General features: G+C 37.8%; 15 protein-coding genes. 7 read left to right on the forward strand and 8 right to left on the reverse strand.

Annotation, left to right across the window (positions count from 1 at the left end; translation table 11 throughout):
- Nucleotides 1-62 precede the first annotated feature (62 nt).
- From ACYSN2_RS00945 to dnaG, 3 genes are all read left to right on the forward strand, one after another.
- Nucleotides 63-1,547 (forward strand): YdgA family protein, encoded by a 1,485-nt coding sequence (locus ACYSN2_RS00945; protein ID WP_461748376.1) that lies wholly within the window; start codon nucleotides 63-65, stop codon nucleotides 1,545-1,547.
- A 260-nt stretch (nucleotides 1,548-1,807) separates the two neighbouring features.
- Entirely contained in the window at nucleotides 1,808-2,248 is a 441-nt protein-coding gene (locus ACYSN2_RS00950) for a GatB/YqeY domain-containing protein (protein ID WP_461748377.1), read from the forward strand.
- Between the two features lie 24 nt (nucleotides 2,249-2,272).
- Nucleotides 2,273-4,012 carry a DNA primase gene (dnaG, locus tag ACYSN2_RS00955; protein WP_461748378.1) on the forward strand — a complete coding sequence of 580 codons (1,740 nt, stop codon included), beginning with the start codon at nucleotides 2,273-2,275 and terminating at the stop codon, nucleotides 4,010-4,012.
- Between the two features lie 197 nt (nucleotides 4,013-4,209).
- Here dnaG and ACYSN2_RS00960 read toward each other — a convergent pair whose 3' ends face one another.
- From ACYSN2_RS00960 to ACYSN2_RS00975, 4 genes are all read right to left on the reverse strand, one after another.
- Complete coding sequence (locus ACYSN2_RS00960; RefSeq protein ID WP_461748552.1) at nucleotides 4,210-4,926, reverse strand: ABC transporter permease; 717 nt, start codon at nucleotides 4,924-4,926, stop codon at nucleotides 4,210-4,212.
- Nucleotides 4,926-5,621 (reverse strand): ABC transporter permease, encoded by a 696-nt coding sequence (locus ACYSN2_RS00965; protein ID WP_461748379.1) that lies wholly within the window; start codon nucleotides 5,619-5,621, stop codon nucleotides 4,926-4,928. Before ACYSN2_RS00965 ends, ACYSN2_RS00960 begins: the two co-directional genes overlap by 1 nt.
- 2 nt (nucleotides 5,622-5,623) lie before the next feature.
- The gene (locus tag ACYSN2_RS00970; protein WP_461748380.1) at nucleotides 5,624-7,270 is read right to left on the reverse strand and encodes a glutamine--tRNA ligase/YqeY domain fusion protein; all 1,647 of its coding nucleotides are present in this window, start codon (nucleotides 7,268-7,270) and stop codon (nucleotides 5,624-5,626) included.
- A gap of 87 nt (nucleotides 7,271-7,357) precedes the next feature.
- Nucleotides 7,358-8,236, reverse strand: a complete 879-nt coding sequence (locus ACYSN2_RS00975; RefSeq protein ID WP_461748381.1) for a metal ABC transporter substrate-binding protein — start codon at nucleotides 8,234-8,236, stop codon at nucleotides 7,358-7,360.
- Nucleotides 8,237-8,636: 400 nt separating this feature from the next.
- Here ACYSN2_RS00975 and ACYSN2_RS00980 point away from each other — a divergent pair, with 400 nt between their 5' ends.
- A complete protein-coding gene (locus ACYSN2_RS00980; RefSeq protein WP_461748382.1) occupies nucleotides 8,637-9,449 on the forward strand; it encodes a MetQ/NlpA family ABC transporter substrate-binding protein in 813 nt (270 codons plus the stop codon).
- 151 nt (nucleotides 9,450-9,600) lie between these two features.
- Here the strand turns inward: ACYSN2_RS00980 and tilS are convergent, their stop codons facing one another.
- The 4 genes from tilS to ACYSN2_RS01000 form a co-directional block, all read right to left on the reverse strand.
- Entirely contained in the window at nucleotides 9,601-10,995 is a 1,395-nt protein-coding gene (tilS, locus tag ACYSN2_RS00985) for a tRNA lysidine(34) synthetase TilS (RefSeq protein ID WP_461748383.1), read from the reverse strand.
- A complete protein-coding gene (locus tag ACYSN2_RS00990; RefSeq protein ID WP_461748384.1) occupies nucleotides 10,995-12,779 on the reverse strand; it encodes an autotransporter assembly complex protein TamA in 1,785 nt (594 codons plus the stop codon). The genes tilS and ACYSN2_RS00990 overlap by 1 nt, the downstream gene beginning before the upstream one ends.
- Before the next feature lie 144 nt (nucleotides 12,780-12,923).
- The gene (locus ACYSN2_RS00995; protein WP_461748385.1) at nucleotides 12,924-14,144 is read right to left on the reverse strand and encodes an aspartate kinase; all 1,221 of its coding nucleotides are present in this window, start codon (nucleotides 14,142-14,144) and stop codon (nucleotides 12,924-12,926) included.
- A gap of 135 nt (nucleotides 14,145-14,279) precedes the next feature.
- A complete protein-coding gene (locus tag ACYSN2_RS01000; protein ID WP_461748386.1) occupies nucleotides 14,280-15,704 on the reverse strand; it encodes a sodium:proton antiporter in 1,425 nt (474 codons plus the stop codon).
- A 394-nt stretch (nucleotides 15,705-16,098) separates the two neighbouring features.
- Here ACYSN2_RS01000 and ACYSN2_RS01005 point away from each other — a divergent pair, with 394 nt between their 5' ends.
- The 3 genes from ACYSN2_RS01005 (at nucleotide 16,099) to ACYSN2_RS01015 (ending at nucleotide 19,265) form a co-directional block, all read left to right on the forward strand.
- On the forward strand, nucleotides 16,099-16,971 hold the full coding sequence (locus ACYSN2_RS01005; protein WP_461748387.1) for an NAD(+)/NADH kinase: 873 nt from the start codon (nucleotides 16,099-16,101) through the stop codon (nucleotides 16,969-16,971).
- A 317-nt stretch (nucleotides 16,972-17,288) separates the two neighbouring features.
- Nucleotides 17,289-18,326 (forward strand): amidohydrolase family protein, encoded by a 1,038-nt coding sequence (locus tag ACYSN2_RS01010; RefSeq protein ID WP_461748388.1) that lies wholly within the window; start codon nucleotides 17,289-17,291, stop codon nucleotides 18,324-18,326.
- Between the two features lie 210 nt (nucleotides 18,327-18,536).
- Nucleotides 18,537-19,265: a M15 family metallopeptidase gene (locus ACYSN2_RS01015; RefSeq protein WP_461748389.1), complete on the forward strand. Its 729-nt coding sequence runs from the start codon at nucleotides 18,537-18,539 to the stop codon at nucleotides 19,263-19,265.
- Nucleotides 19,266-19,307: the final 42 nt, after the last annotated feature.

Genomic DNA, 19,307 nt, shown 5'->3' on the forward strand with positions numbered 1-19,307 from the left:
TTTAAATATTCAGTATATTATCTTTCAGAGTATTATTTTAATAATCAATATCAGGACATCATATGAAAAAGAGAATATTAGCGTGTGCTTTACCATTGTTATTACTGGGAAATAGTAGTTATGCATCATCTTCACTTGAGCTGTTTGAGCAAGATTATAAGACGATTACTGAAACATCTTTGAAATCAATGGGAATTGGTGCATTGAATAATGCTGATATTCAAATTAAAGGTGCAATGCGTACCGATAAGGTTGCGGATTTTGAAGTAAAGAGTTCTATTATTTTTAATGATAAAGAGAATTTACAATGGACTGATACCGGTGAAGTAGTTTTCACAAATTATGCCGAGAATAAAGGGGTTGCAACCATTATCTTGAACAGTCAGTATGATTTGTATTCTAATATTGATGGTCAAGATACCATTTTAATGAGCGGTAGAGAGATTAAAACGCAATCACAATTTGATCGTGAAAATCTACAAGTAAAATTTTCTAGCCAATATCCTCGTCTTGAAATGAGCAATCCTAATGCTGATAAGAAAGGATTGATTGTTGCAGAGGGATTAGTTGCTGATGGCATTTATGGTTTTAAAGATGACTTTAAAGAGATTGAGCGATTTAAGGTTATTTATAAATCAGATAAGGTGTCCATCGAAGTTGAAGATGATACAACGAATGCGATAGTGAATATCGGCAGTACATTTGCCGATATGGAGCAGAACAATGCAGAAAAAATTCAAAAAACAATTTTTGAGTTAAAAGATATTCAAGTTTTGAGTACAAATTATCAGATGGCAAATGCTGAGTTTTTATTAGATAAGATAGCCTATCAAGCTGCGGTAGAAGTGAGAAATGATCAAGTCATTACCTATGGTAATTTTGATGTGAACAATATCAAAATTAAGCCTGCAAATAATGATGTGACTGCAAAATTTGGAGATGTTTCGATTAATGTAGAGCTTGCGCCATTAGCGGATGATCTTTTTGAAAACTTGGTGGTTCTTCAACAGTTAGATTTGAATAGTCTTGGAGAAAATTATTCCACTGAAATTTGGAAAATTTTAAAAGGGTATTTTACAGATGAATCTTCTTTAACATTTGATATTGATGGAAAATTAGATGGGCATACCGCAAAGAAAACCTTAATGATTACGCCTAAGCCGGCATTGATTGAGAAGTTATCTGAGATTGATTTTAGTGATACCGCGGATATGGATGCAGCTTTTGCGGGATTATCATTTTTTCAGTTTGTTGAGCAATATATTGAAGCAATTGACTTAAAAGTGAATATTTCAAAACCGTACTTTATTGAATTAGGAAGTAATGTATTGTTGGCGGGCGGTGAAGAAGCATCTATTGAATCTGCACGAAAAACAATGAATGATAATTACATGCAATTTCAATTAATGGCAGTCATGTTAACAGCCGGTGCTCCATTGATAGAGTTTGTTGATGATAGTATTAAGGTTAATGTACAATATAACGATAACGCTTGGATGGTCAATGGTCAGCCATTTGACCTAGAAGCGATTGCGAATCTGTTTTAATTTTGATGAATAAGCGCCATAAATACGCGTTATTCTAGAATTGAAAAAGATCGTGAACATGACAATTTTTCTCTGATCAATTGAAGAAATAGACATTTTGATGATTTACTAAAGAGTTGTAGTGAGCTTTGGTAAACATGGGAATCAATCTATCGATGAATATAGGAGGGAGACTTATGGTCTCCCTTCTTTTATGAAGTCGTTAAAGAAATAGATAGAAACACACAGAAATGCATAAATATGCAAAAAGGAATGAAAATATGAAAGCAACGATTCAAAATGATGTAAAAGATGCAATGCGTGCAAAAGAACGTGAAAAAGTAACGACTTTACGTGCAATCTTAGCGGAAGTGCAAGAAGCAGAATTACAGAAAAGAGGCGAAGCTTTAGCGGAAGATGATTACCTCAATATCTTAAATAGAATGGTGAATCAACGCCGTGAATCTATCGATCAATTCAAAAAAGCAGATCGTACAGATTTAGTAGAGAAAGAAGAAGAGCAGTTGCAATACATCATGCCGTATCTTCCAGCGCAACTTTCAGAAGAAGAGATTGTGGCGATTATTGATGGTGCGATTGCTGAATTAGAAATTTCTAATATGAGCGGCATGGGCAAATTGATGACAGCAATTCGTCCGGCATTATTAGGAAAAGCAGATATGTCAGCAGTAAGCGCGATTGTAAAAAGCCGTTTAGGTTAATGGTTAAAAGGAAAGCATAATTAAATGAGTAGGGGAAAGGGATTTATTCCACGAGAATTTATCGATACGTTAATTGCGCGAGCGGATATTGTAAGCGTCATTAACCAGCGAGTACCTTTGAAAAGAGCCGGCAGTAACTATAAAGCTTGCTGTCCTTTTCATGATGAGAAAAGCCCTTCTTTTACCGTTAGCGAGCCAAAACAGTTCTATTACTGTTTTGGCTGTAATGCGAGCGGAAGTGTTATTGATTTCTTAATGAATTATGAGCGTCTTGAATTTGTGGAAGCGGTAGAAGCGCTGGCGCAAATGGAAGGTTTAGAAATCCCTTATGAGCGCCGAAATCAAAAATCTGCCGAAACCATTAAAAGACAGAAAAATCTGCTAGAAGTCATGAATATGGCGGAAGCATTTTATCGTAAACAACTTCGAGTTGCGGAAGACAGAGAACGAGCAATTGCCTATCTGCAAAAGCGAGGAATTACCGGCGATGATGCGCAAAAATTTGGCATTGGGTTTGCGCCGGAAAGTTGGAATTTATTGCTTACAGAACTTACAAAGCATCAAATTCCGGAAAATGAATTGCTCGAAGCTGGGTTACTGAGTGAATCAGAAAACAGTCGCCGTTATGATCGTTTTCGAGATCGAATTATGTTCCCGATTCGTAACCGAAAAGGCGAAACTATCGGCTTTGGTGGGCGGATTTTAGATCAAGGCGAACCGAAATATCTGAACTCGCCGGAAACGCCTATCTTTAAGAAAGGCGAAGAAGTTTACGGATTATATGAGCTTCGAAAATATTGCCGAGATTATAATGAAATTATTGTAGTAGAAGGCTATATGGATGTTGTGATGTTATCGCATTACGGCATTGAAAATAGCGTTGCAACGTTAGGTACGGCAATTGGTCGCCGGCAAATTGAGTTATTACTTCGCTATACTTCTCGCATTGTGTTCTGTTTTGATGGCGATAGAGCCGGAAAAGCCGCAGCGCATAAAGCAATGGATGAATCATTCTCCGTATTAAGTGCCGGCAAAGAGGTCTCTTTTCTCTTTCTGCCTGATGGGGAAGACCCTGATAGTTTTGTGAAAGCAGAAGGGAAAGAAGCATTTGAAGCGCTTGTAAAAGATGCCGAACCTTTGTCGAAATTTCTATTTGAAGCTTCGGAAAGCGATGTCAATATGAACTCTTTTGAAGGCAAATCGCAGTTTTTAGAGATTGCCGGTGAAAAGATTAATAGCATGCGAGATATTCCGCTTCGAGATTTTTTAAGAGCAGAGTTAGGGCGAAGAGCAAATTTAGCAGAGAGCCTTTTAAATCGTTACGTGAAAGTCGGCAATGAGCAGAATCAGCCTGCAAAAACGAATTTTAGTAGCGGACAATCATTAGTAGAACGCATTGTGATTTTACTGCTGAATAATCCATCATTGGGAAAAAATCTACAAGGATTGCATTTCTTATTAGAGAGCGATGATCGTCAGCAAAACGTGCTCTATGAGATTATCTCGGCAATTAAAGATTATCAAACTCTAGAAACTGCAGCGCAACTGATTCGTCATTTTGAAGAGGAATCTTGGGGAAGATGGCTTCGAGGTTTGGCAATGCAAGAGCTATTGATTGATGATGAGTTACAAGAAGGGGAATTGCAAGATTTTATGATGCAACTTGCAAGAGGGGAATCCCCTTTGAAGAAAGTACTCGCAAAGCTTCAAAATAATGAACCTTTAACGGCTGAAGAACTCATGGTATTGAAAAAGCCTTCGTAATTATCCGATTGTGAAATAGGATGAAAGGGCGATTTGAAAAGAGCAATAATAAAAAAGCATTGATATTTTTTTCAAGGAATTTTCCAAAGAAATGATATCAATGCTTTTTTAATGACTTTTTGATGCTTTCAGATTTAATACGTTATTGGCGACTGTTTACGCCAAGAATACCTTTAAAATGACGCCTTTAAATTTTGTTAAAGAGTTGGTTGAAGATACGATAACCAACGTTTTTCACAATATCTAAAGAGCGCAACGAGCGCGAATGTCAGAATGAGATAGACGAGCGCTGCGATAAGGAACGGGATGAACGGTGAATAGGTAATGCTATACACTTTTTTCGCCCAACCTAAGAGATCCATTAACGTGAGAACAGATGCTTGCGCAGTGCCGTGAAGCATGAAGATCACTTCATTACTATATGCCGGTAATGCACGTCTAAATCCTGATGGGAAAATAATGCGTCTAAAGAGCGTGAATTTACTCATACCAAAGGCAATTCCTGCTTCGATTTCCCCTTTTGGCGTATGCTTTAAAGCGCCTTTAAAGATTTCGATGGTGTATGCACAAGTATTGAGTGTAAATGCAATGAGTGCACATTTATACGCATCTGTGAGGATATGATCCCACAGCCAACCGCTATTTCGTACTGCTTCAAATTGCCCAAGGCCAAAATAGATAAGGTAAATTTGTACTAAAAGTGGCGTTCCTCGAAAGAAATAGCTGAACATTTCGATCGGAAAACTAATCCATTTTTTCTTAGATAACGCAAATACTGAAAGCGGAATGGCTAAGAGTAAACCTGCTAATGATGCGATGACCGTTAGCTTGATTGTGAGCCAAATTGCCGGAAGAAAATCATCAGGGAGATAATCACTCGGAAAGAGATCTACGATTGAGTAATACAGATCCATCATAATGACACCTCGTTTTTAAAGCCGGTATTATAATGACGTTCTAAATACTTAATCAGCAAAATAGAAACGCTCGTTAAGAGCAAGAATCCAAGTGCCGTCACAAGATAGAAATCGAATGATAAGCGTGTTGCTTTCCCGGCATTATTGGCAATAAACACTAAGTCGTGTAAGCCAATTAAGGAGACAAGCGCCGTTGTTTTGAGCATCACAAGCCAGTTATTACTAAGGCCAGGAAGCGCAAAGCGCATTGCTTGCGGGAAAATAACTCGGCGATAATAATGCGCTTTTGACATCCCTAACGCTGTACAAGACTCAAACTGTCCTTTTGGAACTGCTATCAGCGCACCTCTAAATGTTTCAGAGATAAAAGCGCCAAAGATTAAACCAATGGTAATCACTCCCGATACAAAAGGATTGAGGAATATGGGATTTAATCCGATCAGTTCCGTTAAAGAGTTGAGAATCGTCTGTAAGCCGTAAAAAATCAAAAATATCAGCACAATATCAGGAACACCACGAATAATCGTGGTGTAGAGTTTTGATATATAACGAAGCAGTCGCACAGGGCTAAAGGAGAGTAGCGCTGAGCCGAGTCCTAGAGCCACGGCAATAAAGAAGGAGAAAACGCCTAATGCAATGGTAATGAAAAACCCCTCTAAAAGTGAGGGGCCATATTTTATAATCTCACTCAAACTTACTCTCCGAAGCTATCTTTTAGCTCAACAACACGGTTGAATACGAGTTTGTCTGATTTTGAATCTCTTGCATAGTAACCAATTCTTTCAAATTGATACGCTTCTTCAATCGGAGAATCTGCTAATGCTGGTTCGCCTTTTCCTTGAATCACATGCAGTGAATCTCTATTCACGTGATCAATTAATTCACCTGGAAGAGATTGTGGATTTTTCTCTGAGAAGAGTACATCGTAGTTATGAATCGTGATATCAATCGCATCTTTTGCAGAAACCCATTGGATAACGCCACGAGCTTTTACGCCTTCTACATTTTTACCGAGTGAACCTGGCACGATTTCAGCAATCACTTCGCTGATTTCGCCATTTTCATCTTTTACAAAATCCGTTGCTTTGATGATGTAAGCACCACGAAGACGCACGTAACCATCTAACACAAGACGTTTATATTTCTTGTTCGCTTCCTCTTTGAAGTCCGCACGATCAATATAGAGTGTATTGCTGAAATTCACAGAACGGGTGCCACGAGATTCATCTTGTGGATGGTTCGCAATCTCTAAAACTTCATCTTCAGGAAAGTTCGTTAAAGTCACTTTAAGGGGATCTAACACCGCCATTCTACGATCTGCTTTCTCATTTAAGATATCGCGCATCGCTTGGCTGAGCTGTTGTAACTCAATCATGTTTTCAGATTTTGTCACGCCGATTCTTTCACAGAAAAGACGAAGGGCTTCCGGAGGACAACCACGGCGACGTAAACCTGAAATGGTTGGCATACGTGGATCATTCCAGCCATCTACTAAACCTGATGTTACCAATTGCGTTAGGAGGCGTTTTGACATCACGTTATGCTCAATATTCAGTCTTGAAAACTCATATTGATGTGGTTTATGTGGCATATTTGCTTGTTCAACACACCAATCATAAAGTGGGCGATGATCTTCAAATTCTAACGTACAGATAGAATGCGAGATTCCTTCAATGGCATCACTTAATGCATGTGCAAAGTCATACATTGGATAGATGCACCATTTGTCACCTGTTTGATGGTGAGTTTCGTGACGAATACGGTAAAGTGCCGGATCACGAAGGTTCATGTTTGGAGAAGCCATATCGATTTTTGCACGAAGGACTTTTTCACCATCTTTAAATTCGCCATTTCTCATGCGAGTGAAAAGATCGAGGTTTTCTTCAATAGAACGTTCACGATAAGGAGAGTTAACGCCGGGAGTTGTTAATGTACCACGCATTTCACGAATCTCTTCAGCACTACTATCATCGACATAAGCAATGCCTTTTTTGATGAAATCTACGGCTGCTTCATAAAATTGCTCAAAGTAATCTGATGCGTAGAAAAGATCATCCCATTTGAAGCCAAGCCATTCAACGTCATTTTTGATCGCTTCTACATATTCGATCTCTTCTTTCGTTGGGTTTGTATCATCAAAACGAAGATTACAACGACCGCCATAATCCTTTGCAATTCCAAAGTTCAGGCAGATAGATTTCGCATGACCAATATGCAGATAGCCGTTAGGTTCTGGTGGAAAGCGAGTATGAATATCAGAGGAGCTCTGGTATTTTCCGTTCTCTAAATCTTTATCGATAATTTGGCGAATAAAGTTGGTACGAACAATATTTTCAGACATAATCCTAATTGCCTTTATTTGGTATAAGAGTGAATTAAATGGCATCAATAATAGCATGTTTTAGCATGCATTTCGATTTTAAAAGGCCTAATCCTTAGTCGTGTTTTTGAGGGTTTTGGCAATGGTATCCACATTTGTTTTAAAGAGTTGTAGATAGCTCTCTGCCGGCGGTTCAATCGTTAATGCATCTGAATATAAAATGCCACCATCTTGGAGTTTTAAATCTTTGACTAATGTGGAGATAAAACGGCTCGGCGCAATATTTTCACTAAAAATGGCGTGAATGTTTTCCGTTTTTACAAGATTGTAGAGTTCCGCCATCTTTTTTGCAGAAGGCTCGGCAAGGGGATTCACATCTGCAATTGCCACAAAGTGAAGATGATAACGCTCTGCTAAATAGCCAAAACTGTTATGTAATACCATGAGAGATTCGTTGTCGTTATGACCTAATTTCTCTTTTGCGTATTGATCTATTTGCGTGAGTTTTTCGTGATAGCTTTCATAATTATTTTGAAAATAGGGTGAATCTTCCGGCAGAGCAAGGGATAAACCTTCTTCGATGTTTTTCGTCATGATCATGACATTTTGAGGATTTTGCCAAATATGCGGATCAGAATCGCCGTGATCGTGATCAGTGATAGAGATCAGAGGCACATTGCGACTTGTATCAATGATAATTCCTTCATACTTGTTATTTTCTAGAATTTTCGTCATCCAATAATCAAAATTTAAGCCATTAATCACAACCACATCGGCATTTTGGATTTTGAGAATATCCTTCGGCGTTGGCTCAAAGCTATGAGCATCTTGTCCACGTTTAATGATGGATTCAACGCTAATTTTATCTTGCCCAATATTGTGAGTGAGATCTTCTAAGATTGAAAAACTTGTCACAACCTTTAAGGGTTCAGCATGACTAAAAGAGAGTGCGCAGAGAGAGAGCGCCATGAGTAGTATTCGTTTCATAGAAAATCCTCAAATTGATCATCGGTAATGAGTGAAAGTAACGCGTGAAAATCGGAATCAGATATCGATATCTGTACTCTAAATGGAGATTCAGATGAATAGGGTGAATAACGATTGTCATTTTTAGGTGTTTTTTAAGTGTTTGTAAATATTTTTATATCACGTTTGATCATCATAGCGTACTTGTCAATAGAGATGATTTAATTCCGCAGGAATTTGAGCGGTTTTCTCTTATGATTTCAATCTATTTGTTAAATAGGGGTCTATTATTCTGAATAAATATCAACAACCATTTATAAACAATTATTTTACTTTTTATTAAACATATATTATAAGTATGAATAATAAGGGTTGAGAGAAATTTAAGAAAATATTCAGAAAATATTTAGAGGGTGAAACAATGAAACGATGGTTTTTAACGATTTTTGCGGTCGCAAGCTTTACTTTTTTAGCGGCATGTTCCGGAGACAGAGATGAGAAAGTCATTGTTCGTGGCGTTTCTCCCGGCCCTTATGATGAGCTTTTTGCGGTTGCGATTACGCCTATTTTAGAAAAAGAAGGTTTTACTGTTAAAGAGATCAATTTTGCGGCGCTGTTAGAAGCGAATATCGCAATGACAGAAAATGCTGTAGATGTGGTTGTTTCACAGCATGCCGGATTTATGAAAGTCTTTAATGATCAGCGCAGTAGTGATTTAATTGCGATTCAAAAAATCCCCACAGTTCCAGCGGGAATTTTCTCGAATCGTCATCAATCTTTAGAAGATGTTCAGCAAAATATGACAATTTTGATTCCTCAAGATGCTTCTAATGCCGCAAGAGCGTATGGTTTATTGGATAAATCAGGTTTACTCAAGCTGAAATCTGGCGTTAACTTAATGCAGGCTTCTAAAAATGATATTGCGGAAAATCCGTATAATCTTCAAATCAAAGAGATTGATTCAAGCTTAATCCCAAGAGTATTGGATGATGCCGATTTTGCCGTAATTCCGGGAAGTATGGTTTGGCTTGGGAAATTAGATCCAAGTAAAGTATTAGCGCAAGAAACATTGTTGGATGATCTTTATCTGCAAGTTGTGATCCGAGAAAAAGATCAAGATAGCGAATGGGCGAAAGCGATTGTGAAAGCGTATAATTCCCCAGAATTTAAAGCATATATGGAAGAAAATAACAAAAACAACTATTGGATTTTGCCGGAATCATTGCAGAAGTAGACATCACTTATACATTGATATATCAATACATTGACTTCAGTGATTCATCTAATAGCACAATTTAAAAGTTAAAACTAAAAACAAAAAATCTCGCTTGAGTCATTTCAAACGAGATTTTTTATATCGATTTTACGATAACTTTTTCTTGAGTTTACTTTTTAGGTATTAAAACGGGCATAACGCCTGTATTTTCTAAGTAAGGCTGGAGCTGTTTAGCAAACCCTAAGTGATTCACCCAAAGAATCTCACCGCTTTTGGTGTCTTGCAAATACCAACAATTATCTCGCTCCCATTGCGGTAGATTTTGCTCTTGAAGGAGTTTTTTAAGCGTTTGGCTTTTATCACGATTCATGGGATGAAATCGCTCTCCGCCTTGTCTTGTTTGCAGGCTGAATATTTTACGATCCCAAAATTGTTGGCTTGGAGCATTCTCTGCCGGAATAAACTCAAGATTTGTGAGATCCATTTGTTCTCGTGAATGATTTGCCGGCATTCTGAGATAGAGAAAGTCTTGGAAATAGAAAATGCCGTAATCTTCGAGCATAAAGCAAGATTGATGGGAAGGCGTTTGTTCGATGAATGTTCTGAAAAATTCTTGAATTTGCTTCTGGCTAAACAGCAAGTTTTTAGGGCGAATCCATTGTTGTAAGAGATTCTTTTGTCTATTTTTGGAAAGCGTTCGTAAACTTGGCAAGTGAAGTGCTAAGGTTGGCGTGTTATCAGTATTCGAAGCGTTATCCTTTTGAAGATTGATTGCCGGCATTTGTGTGAAAGGCGTTTCTTGGCCGATAAGTTGTAAATCTTGCTCGGCAATTTCAAGTAACAGATCATCTGCTTCCTGCATGAATTGCGTCACTTGATAAAATGCTGCTTCATATTTTGGAAACTCTTTCTCCATCGTATTGAAGAGATTATTGCGGATGATATTGCGCTCCATATCATCCGCTTCATGATTGGTATAATCTTCTAGCCAAGGAAGCTCGAGTTTTGTGGCAGTTTCATATAACGTCTTTTTAGAGATCGAAAGAAAAGGGCGGAAAAGCTCAATATTATAATCGCCAAATTGGACTTGATTGAAATCTCTCATTGCGCCAAGTCCTCGAATGCCGGAGCTTCTAAGAAGCCTTTGCATTAAGGTTTCTGCTTGGTCTGAACGATGATGCCCAACACAGAGAAGGGAGTTATCTTGCATGGTTTCGCCAAATTTAAGGTAACGTGCATTTCTGCCGGCAGCTTCTAAGCCTTTGGGATCATGATCTTCAAAATAGACTTCATAATGATAATGTTGAAAGCCGTAAAATTCCGCACGTTGTCGAGCAAAATTTGCCCAAAGATGAGAATAATCTCCATGCCAATTATGATTCACATGAATGGTATAGATCGGTGGTAATTGATCTTTAAAAGTTGCTAACCAATGCAGTAACGTATTGGAATCAACGCCGGCACTTAAGGCTAAATAGAGGGCATTTTTAGATTGTAAGGTGTTTTTATACTGATTGAAAATATCAAAATACCATGCAGGCACTTTTGAGAAATCATGATTCATTACAGATCTAATCCAATATTTAAGTGAAGGCGTACGGTATCGCCGAGCTCTTTATCAAAGCCATGGGCAAGGTCTAATCGTACTGAACCAATGGGCGAATACCAACGAATACCAGCGCCGGCACCATATTTTAAATTTGCTTTATGGTTGTAAGCATCACCGGCATCCACAAAACCGGCAATAGCAAAGCTCGGTGCTATTTTGTGTTCATATTCAACACTTGCGACAACCAGTTTTTTACCACCGTAAATCTCGCCGTTATAGCCTTTTTCACCAATACCATCGTATTTATAACCACGAACGGTATTATCTCCCCCAGTGTAAAAACGTAAGCTTGGAGGCAGTTTATTCAGATCTTTATCTTGAATGCTGGTATTACCGATTGAACCGCGAACAATAAATCGATTATCGACGCCGAGTGGGATATAGGCATGAATTCCGATACTTGCTTGTAGAAATGAGAGGTCTGATGCCACTTTATCAACGGCGCCACGAACTTTTCCGGTGATTTTTACGCCAAATTGATCAAAAGGAATCACGGGCGCTGTTTTCCATTCACCATAAAAGGTTGGGATGAGTAATTTAGAATGTTGTTTAGAACCGTTAATATCTCTGAATTTATCGTATTGATAATGTAGAGAATAGCCATATTTATATTGCTCACGTTCTCGATCTTTGGAAATACCCGCTAAATAGGTGGTGTAATCTTTTGTAGAAGTATTTTCATATTCATATTTAACGAAAATATTGTACATATCTTGAGTGGGATCGGTTCCCGGAATTTGATAGTTAATCAATCCATCTCGTTTTTTCTGACCATAGAGCAGGTTTGTTTGGAGTTTGTGGCCATAAGGATTGAGATAGTGCCAAGTGACTCCGCCCATGATTTTAGGACCAATGTCAGATGAATATCCTGCTCCTAAAGAGAGGGTTCGTTGCTTTCTAGGGCGCAGATAGATATCTAGCGGAACTTCTTTCGTTTCGGCATTTGTTTTTGGAACAATGACAACATCTTCAAAATAGTTAGCTTCATTAAACGTAGATTGTAGTGCCACTAATTTTTGGTCACTATATTCGCTAGATTCTCGCATGTTATGAAGGAAGCGATCTAAGAATTCATCAGCAAAATATTTTTGATGAAACGTCGTGCTACCAAAAAGATAGCGATCTCCTAAAGTCATTTGGAGATTAATATCTGATGTGTATGAGTCTAAATTGACGATAATTTCATGATAAGGATAATAGGCATCAAAATAGCCGAGAGTCGATGCTTGTTGAGAGAGTTGATCTTTCGTGGACTCATAATCAGGGTGATTAAGCGGTGCGCCTACTTTTAATTTACTACTACTCAGAATCTTAGAAAAATCCTGATATTCAGTAAGAGATGTTTCTGTATCTTTTTCTTTTAATTTTTCTAAATCAGTGACGCCTAGTTCTAATGTTTTTATAGGAATCTGTGCGCCAGGATTTACATGATACGTCGCAACAATGGTATCTTTTTGATAGATTAAATCCCCTTTAATTGTTGCTCTATAGTAACCATAAGGTTGTAGTGCCGCTGCGATTTGTTTAGTGCCTTCTTCATATAACCATTGGATTCTCAAGTCTGTAGGTGCAGTTTTCCCTTGTAATGAATAGATTTCTGCTGCATTTTGGGCATTCTCTAAGGCTTTTTTGTCAGAAATCCCCTCGATTTTAATTTCCATTGTTCTCTCGGCAAAAGAGGGGCTTAATAGAAATAAAAGCATGAGTAATATTAGGTAGGGCAGTTTTATCTTTTTCATACAATAGCGCCGTTAAATTTTTATGCTTAACGGCGAAATCCTTGAGATCAAAATTTTAGCGTGAAAGTCACTATTTCATATTTTTGTGACATTAATTCAATATCATACAGTATGTTTCTAATGACTTTAATGTTTTAAAGAAGATTATTCATCTAATTTAAAAGCATCATGAAGCGTTCTTACTGCCAATTCATGATACTTGCTATCAATGACAACCGATACTTTAATTTCAGAAGTAGAGATCATTTTGATATTGATTTTTTCATTTGCGAGCGCTTTAAACATCAAACTTGCAACCCCTGCATGAGAGCGCATTCCTAAGCCAACAAGAGATACTTTCACAATATCTTTATCGCCCAGTACTTTACGAGCACCCATCTCTTTCGCAGATTTTTCCGTAATTTCAAGCGCTTTGTCAAAATCAGTTTCGTTAATGGTAAAAGTGAAATCTGTTGTGCCATCTTGAGAAATATTTTGAACGATCATATCGACTTCGATATTGGCATCACTGATTTGCTCAAGAATATTAAAGGCAATCCCCGGTTGATCAGGAACCCCTAAAACGGTAATTTTAGCTTCATTTTTACTTGTTGCAACGCCGGAGATAATGGCTGCTTCCATGTCAATATCCTTTTCTGTAGTAATTAATGTACCTTCACCTTCTTCTGTGAGAGAAGAGAGAACACGAAGTGGTACTTTATTCTTTGCGGCAAGTTCGACTGAACGAATTTGTAATACTTTAGAACCTAAGCTTGAAAGCTCAAGCATCTCTTCAAAAGCGATTTTGTCGAGTTTGCGAGCTTTGGGCTCTATGCGAGGATCGGTAGTATACACGCCATCCACATCAGTATAGATTTGGCATTCTGTTGCTTTTAAACAAGCCGCAAGTGCAACTGCTGTGGTATCAGAGCCGCCACGACCTAAAGTGGTGACGGAACCATCTTCGGTCACGCCTTGGAAACCCGCAACTACGACAACGTAACCATTTTTTAAATCTTCTTCCATCGCTGAAGTATCAATATTCTTAATACGTGCTTTGGTATGAACCTGATCTGTTAGGATGCGAGCTTGATCACCATTGTAAGATTTCGCTTTGATGCCCATTGCTTCAAGCGCGATACATAACAATGAAATACTCACTTGCTCGCCGGTTGAAACTAACGCATCCATTTCTCTTGGATTAGGGCGAGTTGTTAAACCGTGGGCTAATTTAATAAGGCGATCGGTTTCTCCTGACATAGCAGAGAGAACGATTACCATTTTACTACCTTTTTCGTGATGTTTTTGAATACGACGAGCAACATTCTGAATACGATCAATGTTTGCTACAGAACTCCCGCCATACTTTTGTACTAACAGAGTCATTTAATTTATCCTGCCTTATGATGTATAAGTCCGATTATAAAGATCGCTATTACCGAGCAATCAGCCTATAAATATTACAAGAAAGCGCTAGAAAATCTAGCGCTTTCTTTGTCCTAACAATCTTCTTACAAAAACTTACAAGAAGAGGAAGTTTAGGAGGATATAAACAGGCGTTAATATGATTGTGGCGATAAAGAAATAGCCAAAGAATGATGGCATTTTGATGCCTTCTTGTTCAGCCATAGATTTCACCATAAAGTTTGGCGCATTTCCGATATAGGTTAATGGTCCTGTAAATACCGTTCCCATTGAGATCGCAAGAAGTGTTGCAGGAATACCATTCATGAGGTAATCAGCAGCAGAACTAAATCCTTCAGGAACTGAAGCACCTGCCATCTTGAAGAATACAAGATAAGTCGGAGCATTGTCTAAGAATGCGGAAAGAACCGTTGTTACCCAGAAGTAGATAACATTAATAGGCTCACCGGCATCCGTATGTGTAATATCCACAATCGCACCAAATGCACCACTTCTTCCAGCTTCTAAAATTGCAATGACAGGAACAATTGTTAAGAAGATTCCTGAGAAGAGTTTTGCAACTTCAATAATAGGGTGCCAGTTGAAGTTATTATCTTCACGAATTTTCTTAGAGGTAATTTTCAAGGAAACAATGGTTAAGAATACAAAGAAGAGATCACGAAGGATATTTTCTAGATGTACTTCAACCCCAAATACTGTCCAGTTGATTCCCGGGATCCAAACGCCTGATAAGATAATTCCAAAGAGAACACCAAGAATAATGAGGAAGTTCTGTTTTCCAACTACTACTACGGTTGTTTTTTCATCTGATTTAGGAATGTTTTCTTTATTAAAGAAATGATTATCAATGAAGAAGAAAATAGTGAGGAGAATAACCGAGAAGATTAATACTGGTAAGAACATGTGTTGCAAAGTCCAGAAGAAATCAACGCCATTTAAGAAACCAAGGAATAATGGTGGATCGCCAAGCGGTGTTAAACCTCCCCCGATATTCGCTACCAAGAAGATAAAGAAAATCGGGATATGCATACGATGTTTACGGTTTTTATTCGCTGAAAGAATTGGGCGAATGAGTAGCATGGCCGCTCCCGTTGTTCCCATTACAGACGCTAAAATGGTACCAATTGCTAAGATTGATACGTTGAATTTAGGGCTAGCTACTAAGTTTCCTGAAATATGAATTCCACCAGAAGCTGCAAAAAGCACTAATAAGAGCAAAATAAAGGGGATATATTCTTCTAGGAAAGCATGGGCAAAGATATTTGCTGTAATGCTTAGATCATAAGTGAAAAATAGAGGAATGAAGAATAATAGAGTCCATGCAGCGGTAATTTTCCCATAATGATGATCCCACAGTTTGGGTGCAAAAAGAGGGAGAACCGCAATCGAAAGAATGATTCCTATAAAAGGAATGGACCATAAAGGCGAGAGGTCTTGACCTGTAAACGAAAGTTCGTTTCCAGCTAAGGCGAGGCTTGGCATCATGATGATGCTAAGTAGAAAAAAAAGCGCTTTACGCATTATACCTCCAAAATTTATCTAGCGTATGTTGTCAAAGTTCAACTCTTTAAAAGAGTTGATCGTTAGCCTACTAGCCTTTTGGATCAGTACTTAGCGCACACTATTATTTCAAATGAATTACGCTAAAACCAATCGCAGTAAAATCATGTTCATCTCTATCGCTTTATCCACTGTATTAACTCACATTACTTAATGAATGAAGCTCCTATTTATTTTGAGTAAAAATAGAAGACCATTGTTTTTATAGTGATGTGCGGAAGAAATTTCAGAGCCGAAACTAGCTAATGACCTATATAGTAATTAGTCTCATAAAACAGCAAATTAGAAGCTTTAAGGAAGCAAATAACGTGCTATGCTATGGAACTACTTTAAGCAAAACACAATACCATAGAATATGAAAAAATTTCAAAAAATCGCACTAATTCTCAGTAATAAAGAATCTAAAGACGTTCAAAATGCCATTTTATGCACCAAAAGCATTATGGATGAGCGTGGCGTGAGTTATTTTGAGGTAGACAATTTTGAACATCGACTAGAACTCTCATATCCAGAAAATATTGTGAAAGAGATTTCAAACTGCGACCTCATTATTGCGTTTGGTGGCGATGGTACTTTTTTAGGAATTGCGAGAAAGGTACATCACTTAAAGATTCCAGTGTTAGGCGTTAATTTAGGACGTTTAGGATTCTTAACAGATATCGATCAGAAAGCTTTGCAGTCAAGGTTAGTTGAAATATTAGATGGTAAAAGAATCTATGAAGAGCGATTTTTGCTAAAAGCGATGATCAACAATGAGTTTCGTTCATATGCTATGAATGATGTTGTGATTCATAAAACAGAGTTGTCGCGATTAATAGAGATAGATGTTTATGTCAATGATCATTATCTATCGACGTATCGAGCAGATGGATTAATACTTGCAACGCCTACAGGATCTACAGCTTATTCTCTCTCAACAGGTGGGCCTATTATGTATCCTACATTGCCGGCAATCGTCATTTCCCCTATTTGCCCTCATACTTTGAGTCATCGACCTTTGGTGGTACCGGCAGATAGTAAGATAAGAGTCGTCACGAGTGATCGAGAAGTGTCCCCTGTAAATGTAACATGTGATGGGCAAGAGTTATTTACATTAGCGAGTGATGAGCACTTAACAATTGAGCCCTCAGAAGATCTATTAACATTAGTACATTCAGAGGATTATCGTTATTTTTCGATTTTAAGAGAAAAGCTTCATTGGGGAAATCAGCCTAATACAAGACGCTGAGCAATGATGATCGTTAAAAAACAAAAATAAAACTTGCAACTTTTTTTTTACGCCATAGAATATACTCGTTTGTTTAGGATCTGATAAAGGAAAGTCACAGATGAGCCATGAAGGTTGCACATCAATCATGAAAAAAAACGTAGAGATGCTACGACGTTTTATGACTTCTTTTGATTCTATTGCTATTCACAAAATTCATGAAAGAACCTCCATTTAAATAATGGAGGTTTTTTTTGTGGAAAATCGATGTAGTAAAAAGCCTAGCAACACTTACAAGATGTAAAAGTTATTTAATAAATTTCAAAAAAGGAACAGCTATGAGTACATTAATCGCTAAAGAACATCGCATCTATACAGATACCAGAAGTTTAAAGGCTTATTTATTAAATAACATTCAAAAAAATGGTGGTTGGGTAAATGCACATATGCATGGAGATCGCGCGTTTACAATCGATTATGAAGGATTTGAAGTTTACCAAACGCAAACATTGATTGAAAAATGGGATACGCTTGACCGCATTAAAGCAAACATGACGGAAGAAGATTACTATCGTCATTTCTCAATGGGTATTGAGCGTATGATCGAGCAAGGCGTAACGGCAGTAGGAAGCTTTATTGACGTTGACCCAATTGCTGAAGAGAGAGCGTTAAATGCAGCACTTCGTGCACGCCGTAATTACGAAGGCGATATCACTATTAAGCTTGTGAATCAGACTTTGAAAGGTGTGATTGATAAAGAAGCTCGTTATTGGTTTGATAAAGGTGCAGAAAAAGTCGATATCATCGGTGGTCTTCCACTTCGTGACCTTCGTGATCATGGTCCGGGAATGGATGGTGTGCATATGGATGTACTCCTTCAAACTGCAAAAGCACAAGGTAAAATGGTGCATGTTCACGTTGACCAATTTAACTCTAAAGATGAGAAAGAAACTGAACTCGTTGCGGATAAAGTGATTGAGCATGGTATGGAAGGTCGTGTTGCGGCGGTTCATAGTATTTCAATTACGGCGCATGATGAAGAATATCGTCAAATGCTTTATAACAAAATGTTAAAAGCTCAAATGATGGTAATCGCTTGTCCATTTGCATGGATTGATAGCCCACGACGTGAAGAGCAAGGTCCTACACGTAATGCAATTACGCCGGCAGATGAGTTAGCAAAAGCAGGAATTCCAGTAGCGATTGGTACGGATAATATTGCAGACTACATGTTGCCATTTAGTGATGGAGATCTGTGGGAAGAATTGAAGTTACTCATTACAGGTTGTCGTTATACGGATTTAGAATCAGCAATTAATATTGCGACTAAAAACGGTCGTATGGTATTAGGTTTAGAACCATATGCGCGTGCGTAATATGTGATTAATATACGATTTTTATCCTTCTTTTTTTGGTATGAAAAGGATAGGAATCGTATGACAAGATCGTTAAAGATAAGCTCTTAGTGATATACCACTAAGAGCTTTTTTATTTGATGGCATTTATTTTATAAACGTATACTTTAATAGGTTCAAATAAAGATATTTCAATAAAGGTATGTAAACAGACTGATTTAAGGGGGAATCATGGAGTTTCAGAAATGGCAATTAATGCCGGTAATGAGCCGGGATTTGGTGTTTGAAAAGAGTCGAGAAATTTTGATTGATACGACTTCACATTTTTATCATGATCCATTAGTACAAATAACATCATCGGCAAGGTTAAAGGTATATAGTGCGTACTATCATGATCATATTCAAGGTGCTTTAAAAGAAGTTTATACTCGAAGTCGCGTATTAGAGAAGTTGGAAGAATTATTGAAGAAATTGCCGGAATCTCTCGGCATTTTAGTATTAGATGCTTGGCGCCCGATTGCGGTACAAGAAGCTTTACGAGCAGATTTTAAAAAGCAGTTAGAACAAGATTACCCAGACTTTACTGAAGCAGTAATTCTGGATGTTTTAAATCAATTTGTGGCGCTATCTAGTCTAGATCCACTGAAGCCAAGTCCGCATTTAACAGGAGGATCGATCGATTTGACGCTATTTTCTGTGGAAACAGGTATTCCCTTAAATATGGGAACAGATTTTGATGCCATGCTTCCAAGCGCATGGAGTAGCTTTTTTGAAGATCGTATTTTAGAAAAAGAAGAAAGAGAGATACAGCGAAATCGCCGGATATTAATCCACGGCATGGAATCGGTAGGATTTAGTAATTTGCCTTCAGAGTGGTGGCATTTTGATTATGGTAATCAACTTTGGGGATATTATTATGATCAAGTAGCATTTTATAGTATTGCCAAAGTACCTATTTAGGGAAGTATTTTAAGAATAGAAGAATAGAAGAATAGAAGAATA

The organism is Ignatzschineria sp. LJL83, from assembly GCF_054871845.1.